General features: G+C 47.3%; 12 protein-coding genes. 2 read left to right on the forward strand and 10 right to left on the reverse strand.

Features of this window, described 5'->3' with window-relative positions; all coding sequences use genetic code 11:
• Positions 1-423 precede the first annotated feature (423 nt).
• From AC5FXQ_RS21645 to AC5FXQ_RS21680, 8 genes are all read right to left on the reverse strand, one after another.
• Positions 424-933 (reverse strand): SgcJ/EcaC family oxidoreductase, encoded by a 510-nt coding sequence (locus tag AC5FXQ_RS21645; protein WP_493604494.1) that lies wholly within the window; start codon positions 931-933, stop codon positions 424-426.
• Between the two features lie 134 nt (positions 934-1,067).
• Positions 1,068-1,697, reverse strand: a complete 630-nt coding sequence (locus AC5FXQ_RS21650; protein ID WP_493604495.1) for an NAD(P)H-dependent oxidoreductase — start codon at positions 1,695-1,697, stop codon at positions 1,068-1,070.
• A 1-nt stretch (position 1,698) separates the two neighbouring features.
• Positions 1,699-2,427 (reverse strand): GNAT family N-acetyltransferase, encoded by a 729-nt coding sequence (locus AC5FXQ_RS21655; RefSeq protein WP_493604496.1) that lies wholly within the window; start codon positions 2,425-2,427, stop codon positions 1,699-1,701.
• A 2-nt stretch (positions 2,428-2,429) separates the two neighbouring features.
• On the reverse strand, positions 2,430-2,876 hold the full coding sequence (locus AC5FXQ_RS21660) for a DMT family transporter (protein WP_493604497.1): 447 nt from the start codon (positions 2,874-2,876) through the stop codon (positions 2,430-2,432).
• Positions 2,877-2,939: 63 nt separating this feature from the next.
• Positions 2,940-3,509, reverse strand: a complete 570-nt coding sequence (locus tag AC5FXQ_RS21665) for a Crp/Fnr family transcriptional regulator (protein WP_493604498.1) — start codon at positions 3,507-3,509, stop codon at positions 2,940-2,942.
• 582 nt (positions 3,510-4,091) lie between these two features.
• Positions 4,092-4,826 (reverse strand): SDR family NAD(P)-dependent oxidoreductase, encoded by a 735-nt coding sequence (locus AC5FXQ_RS21670; protein WP_493604499.1) that lies wholly within the window; start codon positions 4,824-4,826, stop codon positions 4,092-4,094.
• A 104-nt stretch (positions 4,827-4,930) separates the two neighbouring features.
• On the reverse strand, positions 4,931-5,338 hold the full coding sequence (locus AC5FXQ_RS21675; RefSeq protein WP_493604500.1) for a hypothetical protein: 408 nt from the start codon (positions 5,336-5,338) through the stop codon (positions 4,931-4,933).
• Between the two features lie 72 nt (positions 5,339-5,410).
• Positions 5,411-5,620 carry a hypothetical protein gene (locus AC5FXQ_RS21680; protein ID WP_493604501.1) on the reverse strand — a complete coding sequence of 70 codons (210 nt, stop codon included), beginning with the start codon at positions 5,618-5,620 and terminating at the stop codon, positions 5,411-5,413.
• Between the two features lie 1,192 nt (positions 5,621-6,812).
• Between AC5FXQ_RS21680 and AC5FXQ_RS21685 the strand changes: the two genes are divergently transcribed.
• Entirely contained in the window at positions 6,813-7,160 is a 348-nt protein-coding gene (locus tag AC5FXQ_RS21685) for an antibiotic biosynthesis monooxygenase family protein (RefSeq protein WP_493604502.1), read from the forward strand.
• A gap of 97 nt (positions 7,161-7,257) precedes the next feature.
• Positions 7,258-7,881 (forward strand): oxidoreductase, encoded by a 624-nt coding sequence (locus AC5FXQ_RS21690; RefSeq protein WP_493604503.1) that lies wholly within the window; start codon positions 7,258-7,260, stop codon positions 7,879-7,881.
• Positions 7,882-8,143: 262 nt separating this feature from the next.
• Here the strand turns inward: AC5FXQ_RS21690 and AC5FXQ_RS21695 are convergent, their stop codons facing one another.
• Together AC5FXQ_RS21695 and AC5FXQ_RS21700 are read right to left on the reverse strand one after the other, a co-directional pair.
• Complete coding sequence (locus tag AC5FXQ_RS21695; protein ID WP_493604504.1) at positions 8,144-9,232, reverse strand: alpha/beta fold hydrolase; 1,089 nt, start codon at positions 9,230-9,232, stop codon at positions 8,144-8,146.
• Between the two features lie 832 nt (positions 9,233-10,064).
• A partial coding sequence (locus tag AC5FXQ_RS21700; protein ID WP_493604505.1) for an HD domain-containing protein occupies positions 10,065-10,416 on the reverse strand: 352 nt, incomplete at its 5' end.

Genomic DNA, 10,416 nt, shown 5'->3' on the forward strand with positions numbered 1-10,416 from the left:
ATAGGCGATGGCACTACTTTGCATTTATAGGCTATTTCTTGAATACATACTATTATTTTGACATGATTCAACCTTTCCACTCGCAGAACCTACAGCCAACTGAGTCGATTTGAATACCCGGACGGGAAGGGACGCCTGATCAGTTCGATAAACTGATTGGCACTTTCTATCTGCGTAACTTCTGTTTAAAAGTCCTGCCACAATTCGCGTTTTCCCAAACCACTTAACTCAAGCGATCAGTAACGACAGCTGCATGGCAACATTCCCATCACCGGGCACAAGACCTTGGGCATAGGACATATCCACTAACATTCAAAATAGGAGAACAGCGGCGGGCGCAGGTAGGTGTTCCTAGTATTCCATTAGTATGTGCTTAAAAGGCTCTCTTGCAGGCTTACCAAAAACAAGTACCCCCCCCTTATGCTATCTAATTGGAGTGGTCTGAGCAAATGTAATCTGCCACTTATCCTGAGCCTTAACAACGAGGTATGTCAGATTACCGGATGAAGCTAGACGTGCATCGAGATCATCAGATAAATTATTCCGTTCATCAAACACATGTTTAATGCAACTTACAATGGCCAAATTTGAACCAACAAATTGAATATTCCTGATCTCAATTTTAGTAAAAACTTTAGACAAGGGACTATCCAAGGCCTGCTTCATTGCCAGACGAAAGTTTTCCTTACCTGTCACCCTCCGCCCTACGAAGTTAACAATATTAACCTCGTCCGTGTGTAGCTGAATAAATGCATCAATATCATGCTGATGCTGATCTGCCAAAGCAATCAACTGTTTGATCGCTTCTGTATCATTCTGTATGAAGGTACTTCCGTGGTCCATCGTATTTGTATATAAATTATGGCTGTTTGCTTGAAAGCAAATCAAAATTATTCCTACAATAATACCTATGTGATATTGCAATTTGAACATGATTTATTTCTGAGCTCTCTTATGAATTGCAACTTCCTTAAAATTGGAACAGAAAAGGTAAGTGTCAATTTTTGAACAACTTGGGAATTCAAATATTAGATAGAAATTGGTAATGTTTCATTTAAGGGCTGAAATTATATTTCCTCAAAGAGTAATTCCATTGGTTTCCTAATTTTTTGAAAGTTTTGTGCTTCATCGGCCGGATCCCGGTACCCCACGGCTGCAACAACACAGGCTTTCAACCCTTGTTGCTCGAGCTTAAGAATGTTGCTATACCCTATGGGATCAAATCCTTCCATGGGACAAGCGTCTATTTTAAGTTCGGCACAAGCGCTCAATAAATTACCTAAAGCGATATAAGGCTGTCTTTCAAGCCAGCTACTTTTCTCCTCAATACTCTTTTCATCCAGCTTATTTTTGATAAAGTCTCCGTATCCCTTTAGCTCACTAACCTTCAACTGCCGGTGTTTGGCCGTTAACTGAATAAAGGAATCTATGTCATGTGAATGGATGTTACTGTAATTACAAAATATGAATAAGTGTGAGGCATCCGTGATTTGACTTTGGTTCCAGGAGAAAGACCTCAACTCCTCCCGTAGGTTTTTATCTGTCACAATTAAGACTTTGTACAGTTGCAAACCATAAGATGATACCGACAACTGAACAGCTAGTTTCAGCAAATTAAGGTCAGAGGTGGATACTTTCTTATTTGGATCGAACTTCTTTGTGGCATATCGCCAATTCAAATTGCTAATAAGATTCATTTTACACGTTTTTAATGTGATAGTTTCTCATTAAAAAATGAGTCGTAAAACCTAGACTCTGGTACATTTCTTTCGCACTGGCTGAAGCCTGAAGCGTTGCCAGAGTTGCACCTTTTTCCATGGCATGGTTTAAAATAAAATACATTGCTTTCCTTGCTAAGCCTTTTCCTCTTAAATTTGGAATGATCCCCAAGCTGTGTATGCCAGCCACATCATTCTCTAAATGTAAAATAACGGTTCCGGCTACTTTATTCTTGAATATAATATTAAAGAACTCAATCTTTTGATAACTCCTTTGAAGCGTTTCTTCACTGATTTCGTACCCGAACGACTGTTTGAAAGCATTGCACCAATGCCCAATTTCTTGTAGGTTTTTAACGCGTTGAAACTGTAGCAGGTCCACTTTTTCAAATAGTTGATCTAGCTTCTTAGTCATGCCGTACTGAACTGATTTCTGCGTAAACCCACTATCAGTGATCAGCTTGTTGATACTTGTATCCCCTCTATCGAAATGAGAAAAAACAAGCTCGGTTTGTACGGTATGTACAGTGCCAGCAATTTTCGTTAAGATTTCTGAAACCTCTTGTTTCGCCCAAATACGATTGGGCCATTGCGAAGCGGGAATGTAACAATAAGCATAGTCTTGTGCTTCATAACAGGTGTCAAATGGCATAGTCACCACTTTCCAAAGAGAGAGAAGATTGTCAATGTTTGACTTTACACTATTCATATTTATTTTGAATTGATAAGAAGGATGCCACTTATCATTGCTATTGCTCCCAATAGCCTTTTCGTGGTTATAGGTTCTACAGGCAGGTTCAGCCAGCCATACTTGGCGGCAATCATAGAGAATATGAGTTGACCGCATAGGCCAAGGGTTATCATTTTAAATATCCCTAATTTGGGTATGGTGTAGAAATACAGCGAGATACCAGCTACACTGAAAAGCCCCCCTATAAACCATAGATATATGGGAATGTGAAGCATATCATCCATAGCTGGCACTTCTCTTCCAGTGATGAAAACAAAGCACGCAGCAAAAAAAACGCTGCTGACAGATGTTACAATGACAGCCAGCACAGGTTCTCTTAAATGGTTGCTTAACTGGGTGTTAAAACCTGCCTGAACAGCAAGAAAAACGCCTCCTAAAAAAGCCAGCAGGTACAAAAAAATCTTCATATGGCAAAGAAGAGCGGAAGTACTCTGCTAATCCTTTACATATGTTGATTTGCTTCATTTTTTTTAATTTTTTTTCCTAATCCTGCTTAATTGTGTCGGGGTAATGCCAAGATGGGAAGCGATGTGTTGTAGGGGAATTCGCTTATCAATATTTGGATGCTTCTGGATCAACTCAAGGTATCTTTGGGAAGCATCCTTCATGACAATGGCTATTTCCCTCTTTTCTTTATCGATGACCCAATTCTTTTCTAGATAGGCTATATAGAAATTTATAAGGTCTTTATTCGTTTCAACCAGCTTACGGAGTTTGCTATAGTTAAAACTAATTACCACACTATCTTCGATGGATTCGAGTGCAAAACCTGATGGTGTATTGGTTAAATAAGAGACTGTAGAACCAACAAAATCACCCTCTAAAAAAATATTTTTATTGTATGTATTTCCTTCACCATCTATGAAACAAGCAATGATTGCTCCTTTACATAGAATGTGCACATCTTTTGCTATACTGTTCACTGGCAGTAAGAACTCTCCCTTCTTTATTTGTTCAATCCTGGCAAGGGAATGCAGGTGCAAAAGAGAATGGGCGCTCAGCGGGTAATACCGAGAAAATACTTTCTCAAGTTGTTCCAAATATTTGTTATGATCAAGCATAAAAAAATTTCGAAAAAATGAGCTGCTCTATAATGTACTTCACCTGCTGCCTTAGCAGAGTTAGCTTCTCATGTAAGTCGCCCCATTGATGTCCACGATCCCGGCAGTTGTAAATTTAGGCCCATCATTGGCATAAACGGCTATTAACCGAGCCACTTCCACTGCGCTAGCGACTCTTCCAAGGGGACTCTGCTGTCGTATCCCATCTTCCTCATGGCTTTGCAGAGCTGCTGCAGTCATATCGGTTTCTTCATAGCCTGGCGTAAGATATGCATACTGATGTTGTAGGGGCCAATACCAAGGCAAGTGACTGCTCATGGCGTTCAGACCGGCCTTACTGCCAGGGAGACCAAGCATCCGAAGCAGAAAACGGCGCAATAGGATCAAACAAAACCTTGTATTCCCTATCCTAGGTCGGAAAGTTATTTAAATACATTTGCTAAAAGGGCATCAGAGCGAATATCACAACAACTCTAACATTACCGGTTACATACTTACTAATGGCGTCGGTCCAGTAGGGTGCAAGGGTATTAAGCGGAAAAAATTATAGGCAAGATGCTCTTAAAGCGACAGACCTCCGTCCACATTTAAAACCTGTCCTGTAATATAGGCTGCTGCAGGAGAAATCAAATAAGTGACGGCCTCCGCTACTTCATTAACCTGTCCTATTCTTTTCAAAGGGATAGTCTCACTTTCCTGATTTCTTATTTGCGCAGCTACCTCTTGAGAAAGCCCTGAGGCGGTGAGAATAGAAGTATTTGTGGGGCCTGGAGCAACAGCGTTTACCCGAATGCCCCACGGGCTGAATTCAAGTGCCCAGATTTTTGTAAGATGCTCCAGGGCAGCCTTGCTGGCACCATAGGCACTGATAGACGGTCCTGCTTTGTGCCCAAAGGTACTCGAGATGTTGATGATGACCCCCTTGGCTGCACGAACGTAGGGCAACAGCAAGCTGGTCAATATGACAGGGCCCACTACATTGGTTTCCATAATAGAGCGAAATGCATGGGGCTCGAATTGTTCTATCGGAGTGATGCCAAATGTTCCCGCATTGTGTACAAGTACATCCAATCTGCTACCCCATTGTTGCTTCACTTTATCTTTTATGCGGACCAGATCCTGCTCCTTTCCCATGTCTGCCTGTAGAATATGCAAATGAGGGTATTGTGCTTTCATCTCCTGTAGCGCATCGGCTGAACGGCCTGTTATTATTATTTCGTAGTCCTGTTGGAGCAAGGATTGCGCAATAGCTTTTCCAATGCCTTTACTTCCACCTGTTATGAGTGCCTTTTTCATCTGTAATGTTGCGATTCAATTGTTTTTGAATGATCTAGCCCGCCTTACTTTTGGATTATATCGGCTTAATTACTGACAAGAATTAATTTTCTTAGCAGTTGAAACTATTTATGTACAAGAAAAGTCCTTTCTTCTACTATCGTATCGTCGCTGGACATACAAAGCAACTTGGCCTCACTGTTCGTAGGCGATGATTGGTGCTTGTTCGGAAAAAAAAGGAGAACACATCCTGACTCAGCGTAAAAGGCATGCCGGTCAGTTGCCGTCAGGCTCAAAGAATCCCCCCGTTCCAGCTGCCTTTGGCCGTAGCTGACGTTCCCCTGCAAAATAAACACCCTGCCGCTCCTAGGCTGGCAGTAAGAGGGGTACACGGCCTTGGCCTCAAAGTTCATCAGAAAACCGCTCCCAATCGGCTTCTCAAAAAGCCCCAGCAGCGCAATGCCCTCCTCCCGGAATGCCTGCCTCTCGGCAGCACGGCTCTCAGCCGCGCTGAAGTCCAACACCTTTGTCATCCCATTGCATTTACTGTTACCGCCCCGCGGCCGCCGCTGGCTTGCCTGGTCGCTGCATGGCCCTCCGAAAAGCTAGTCCAGCACCGAACAGGCATACCCCGCACCCTGAACCAACCGCAGCACCACGTCCGTGTCCAGGCCTTCGCCTTCCACGCGCAATACCTTATCGCAGTCTTCCAGGTCGATGCTTATTTCTCCAGAAGGGAATTGCTGCCGGAGCACGCCGATGATCCGCTCCGCCTCCGGATCGGTCATCACATTTGTCTTGAAAACCTCCACCATACGTGTATCCCAAAGTCTTATTTACCTCAATAAAAAGCACCCGCTCAAAAGCAGCACCGCCAGCCGCCTCCTATCCGCCCTACTCCCGTGCCAGCCCCGCTGAAAGGGCCCCCAGCCCCACAGGGAAGAAACCCGTTGTGAGACGAGCAGAATGCCTCTCCAGAGCCTGATCTGCTGTCCACCGTGGCTATCGCGCGGTGACTCGAGCCGTCCCTGGCCATCGCCTATGGCCCAAAGCCAGGGGCGTCACAAAAGTACCCTTGACAAGGGGGCTTAAAAATGGTCGGTTGTGACAATCTGTAGGGGTGATGGCGCCATGAAAGAAGTCAGCAAATCTTGCCAGGTCCTGCAAAACAGGATCCGCCCCAGCAGCCTGGATCCGGTGCCCCTTGCCCAAGCCGTCGATAAGTACCTCCAGAAGCATACAGGGTCAGCTTTTCACCTGCTAAACTCCGGTCTGTACAGTGCTTCAGAGGCCCAGGGTTCTATAGGTCCTATTAACTTTTTCCCATCGTTTTATTACATCGTGAAAACTCAAAGCTATGGTTCTCCAGGCTAAAAAAAATTAAGCCAGATTAAGAAAAACAATTTCCTATCCAAACCAATCAGACAAGCGGCTTAGTCCGTTATGACACCCATAACACCCATTTAGCTAGAAATATCTACCCGCGGGGAGATAGGATTGGTCATGAAAATAGTTGTCTGGACAGGCGCAACGGTTCGGCCATGCAGGCGACCGTATAAAATCGGAATATTCTTTCCAGGACAGAAAGGGCGCCTATTACCCCAACATAGACCCCAAATATTCTTCACCACAACTTACAGAAAACAAGGGACCGGCTGCGCTTCATGAACCTTTGATCGCGCCGTTTACTTGACAAGGTCAATCTCCGTTTCTTAAGGGCCTCGATGTATCCCAGCGGAATGCCAGCAGGTACGCTGCCCATAGACAGGCCTTTAGCGGGTCATTCGTCTAAACCTATACATGATGTTATACCTTGGCATTCCTGCCCTTGACAGCAATCAGCGCGTTTCGTGTCGCAGATGCATGGACCTCCCGGACACGAAAGCGTGCAGGCGCCACCTTGACGCAATCCCCCTATCTGAATGGCGCAACAGCCTATTTCATGATGTTGGCACTGATAATACTTTTGTAATGACTGGTTATGCCCCGTAAGACCTAAGCCAGCCAATGAAAACTTATAAAGACTATAAAATTCAGATTATGATTGCAAGAATATGGCACGGCAAGACAAGTCAAACAAATTTTGAGGCTTATACTGAGTTTTTAAAACAGGTAGCTATTCCTGACTACCGGAGGACAGCAGGGTTCAGGGGGCTAAGCTTTATAAGGCAGATCCAAAATGGTGAAGGACACTTCCACCTGATCACCTATTGGGACAGCCTGGAAGCGATAAAAAATTTTGCTGGGCAGGATTTTGAGAAAGCAAAATATTATCCTGAAGACACCGGCTTTCTGCTGGAGTTTGAAGAAAAAGTGAGCCACTACGAAGTATTTGCGCTTGAGCCAGGAATTTAACACCTCTGAATCCGAACCAAAAATAGGCCAGCTCATGCATGCGAGCGCCCTTTCGTAGTATCACAGCAACACCATTGCCCCGTCTGCCTTGTAGCCCATGGGGGTCAAAATGCCGGAAGCAGGTGGTGGCGACGGTCCCTTCCCAATGCCTTCGGAAGTAAGCTTGGAACAGATGGGGGTAATTAAGGAGGGTTTTGTGCAGGCGGCCCTATTGGCGGAAAAAGCGGGCTTTGACGGAATCGAACTCCATGCAGCAAACGGGTATCTGTTTGATCAGTTTATTACGGCGTATACCAACCAGCGAACGGACGCCTACGGAGGCCCCCTGGAGAACCGGCTGCGCCTCCTCGCGGAAGTGTATGCTGCCATAAGAGCAGCTGTTAAAGCCGGGTTTATTGTCGGTATCCGGTTTTCAGAGGGCAAAGTAAACAACCTGTCCTACCGCTGGCCCGGGGGCCCTGCTACCGCCCGTGCCCTCTTCCAGGAGGTGAAAAAGCTTCGGCCAGACTACGTGCACATCGCCGCCGAAGGAGGCGTATGGGAGCAGGAATGCCGCTATCCCGACGGCTCATCTTCCACTAGCATCGCCAAACAGGTACTCGGGGTACCGGTCATTGCCAACGGTGGCATGCATGACCTGGAGCTGGCAGCGCGGCTAATCCAGGCAGGAGAGGCCGATCTGGTTTTAATAGGCCGGGCAGCCATAGCCAATCCGGACTGACCCGATCGGATCCGGCAGGGGAAGCCGGTCATTCCCTTTCATGGGGACATGATCAAGCCCAGTATTTCCCTTGCAAATACCAGGCGGTTTAGGGCCAGCAACGAGTTGAAAATTAGAAGCAATAAGATCTGTGAGGAGAGCGACGAAGTAGCAAGTGAGAAGTATAGAAGAGCCGGAAGACGGAATCCCCTATCCCAGCACGTGCCCAGGGGTATCATCCACAGATACCCCTGGGCACGTGCTGCCTGCCGCGGGCGTTCCCCTACTGCTCCCGCTTCGAGGCCAGAGGCCTGACCAGCTCCAGCAGGGAAACCAGGGTCTTCCCCGGCTCCTCCAGCGGAACCATGTGGGAGGAGTGCTCGAACCACACCCCCCTCTTTTGCGGGGCGCGCACCTGCTTCAGCCACAGCTCCGTTGGGGCAGACGGCGTCGTGTAGTCGTGCCTGCCCATAAACATAAAGACGGGGATGGGAAACTTCTTCACCCCCTTGAAGTCCACCTCCAGGAACTCCGGCAGGATCCTGCCCAAGGTGAACAGGTTCCCCTGGTGGATGGCCTTCACCTCCTCCGGCGCATACACCGGTGACAGGTGCGGGGCGCGGAAAAAGTAACTCGAGTGGTGACGATAAGCCGTCAAACCGCCATAATGCTGCGCCCATTTCCTGGCAATGATGATGCGCTCGCGGGTGAGGGGGGCTTTGCCTGGGTAAGGGGCAATCGAGGCGAGCTCCTCCAGCGCCTCAGCGTTCTGGTGCTGCCGGGCCTGGTCGAGCCCGTGCTGATAGCTAAGGGCCTCATTGTCCCTGACGTTGATCACCTGCCCGATGCCCACATAGGCATAGAACAGATCCGGTCGCTGCAGGGCAGCCTTCATGCAGAGAATCGTTCCCCAGCTGTGGCCTACCAGGATCAGCTTTCGCTTGCTGTACTTTTTCCGGATGTACTCGGCCAGCTCCAGGGCGTCGCTCACGTACTGGTCGATGCGAATCGTCTCATCCAATCCTGTCGTGTCGTTATGTGCATACGTGCTGCCAGATGCCCGCTGGTCATAGTGCACCACCGTGAAATACTCCTCCAGGGGCCTTTGGAACATCCACATCACCGGCGCCATCGGCGAGGCCGGCCCTCCGTGCACAAAGAAAATAATCGGGTTGTTTCGGTCATATCCCCTGACGTAAACACGATGCTGGAGACCGCCAACCTTAACCTGGAAGTTTTCCTGGATGCCGTGCGGGGTCATGATGGTATCCCTGTCCTGAATAATCTGTCTGGCCTTTTCATAAGCGCCTTCTTGGGCGGCGACACCTCCTGCAAACAAAACAAAAAGTAGAAATAGGAATGTGAATCTCATAAGCTTATATATAGTTAAAATGTGGTGCCCTCGCTGAACCGATGGTTTAATGGGGAGGCAGGGGCAGTGTGTATCAGGCATCCGCCTTTCTACTAACTGACTTTCGCGGATTCCTTCATGTACTTCGATCTTACGGCGGGTATCTGCTATGGCAAATGCATAATTTCATGCTATAGGCCTTATCGAATAGTGATTTCCCGATTCATTGTACTAGCATGTATATAACTAACTCTAACCTGCATTTGCAAAACCGGGATTACCTGCGCCTATTCCATTTTAAATCGTCCAAAAACTGAAGGATTTTAGCATAGGCAGCTTCCACCTCCATTGGATTTGGACAGTATACGCCATCGGATAGGTAGCTTAGCAAATCTTTGGTTTCACGGGATTTAGAAGTGAAAACCACAAATGCCACAGCTGGTATTGAATTGTCCTTTCACCTATATTGTATAAATAATGCCCCTTGTCCTGTCTGCCAGGTCCCAACGCCTGGAGCCCACACAGCGCGCTCTAAGATTTACCTGGTACCGCATTCCATGTTCTGACTGCGGGTCTGCAACCGCTGAATGCGGTCATCCGCATGCACCATGGCAGCTGATCGCTTTCAGCTCAACTAAAAAAATACAAGGGCAAACGAGCAACATGCCTGGAGCCAGTATATGAACGGATCATGCTATAACATCCTTCTAGATAGCCCGAAGTGATACGTGGCTCAGGTGACAGGATGACAGGCTTCATGCTACGTTCAATACTGTCCTTATCGCCCTGGTATTGTATTCGTTTTCATCTCAAATCAAGCTTGCATGCCCCGGCCCTACCGCTGCAGGTCATATTATAGGAGAGCGCCTTCAGCCTCTTCCATGATGTCTTTGATGCGCATTGCCACTATCTCAATGCCGAGCAAAGCGGGTGGAAAGGCCCCTGACCTGCTGTTGTCCAGCCGGGAGATTAAGTCCGTCAGTTCTCCTGTGGCTATTCGGTTCAGGGCATTTGCAATTTTAGCTTCTACAGTCGTCCTCTCCTCCAGCTCCAGCCATTTTTCATATAGGCTGTGCCCGACCGCTGCTTTGAAGTGAGAATGAAAAAAAGTCAGCATCGCCTCCTCCCGGTCGCCTGCTGCCTGATCATCCTCTACCGTCTTGGCGAGATCCGACACCAGCAGCAGGTGCATGAGGTGCGACAGA

It is taken from the genome of Pontibacter sp. LHS1 (assembly GCF_058932855.1).

Bases quoted from the DNA above. Each gene is read 5' to 3' on its own strand.
- AC5FXQ_RS21645 (WP_493604494.1), bottom strand. From the start codon at position 933: ATGTTCAAATTGCAATATCACATAGGTATTATTGTAGGAATAATTTTG.
- AC5FXQ_RS21650 (WP_493604495.1), bottom strand. From the start codon at position 1,697: ATGAATCTTATTAGCAATTTGAATTGGCGATATGCCACAAAGAAGTTC.
- AC5FXQ_RS21655 (WP_493604496.1), bottom strand. From the start codon at position 2,427: ATGAATAGTGTAAAGTCAAACATTGACAATCTTCTCTCTCTTTGGAAA.
- AC5FXQ_RS21660 (WP_493604497.1), bottom strand. From the start codon at position 2,876: ATGAAGATTTTTTTGTACCTGCTGGCTTTTTTAGGAGGCGTTTTTCTT.
- AC5FXQ_RS21670 (WP_493604499.1), bottom strand. From the start codon at position 4,826: ATGAAAAAGGCACTCATAACAGGTGGAAGTAAAGGCATTGGAAAAGCT.
- AC5FXQ_RS21675 (WP_493604500.1), bottom strand. From the start codon at position 5,338: ATGACAAAGGTGTTGGACTTCAGCGCGGCTGAGAGCCGTGCTGCCGAG.
- AC5FXQ_RS21680 (WP_493604501.1), bottom strand. From the start codon at position 5,620: ATGGTGGAGGTTTTCAAGACAAATGTGATGACCGATCCGGAGGCGGAG.
- AC5FXQ_RS21685 (WP_493604502.1), top strand. From the start codon at position 6,813: ATGAAAACTTATAAAGACTATAAAATTCAGATTATGATTGCAAGAATA.
- AC5FXQ_RS21690 (WP_493604503.1), top strand. From the start codon at position 7,258: ATGGGGGTCAAAATGCCGGAAGCAGGTGGTGGCGACGGTCCCTTCCCA.
- AC5FXQ_RS21695 (WP_493604504.1), bottom strand. From the start codon at position 9,232: ATGAGATTCACATTCCTATTTCTACTTTTTGTTTTGTTTGCAGGAGGT.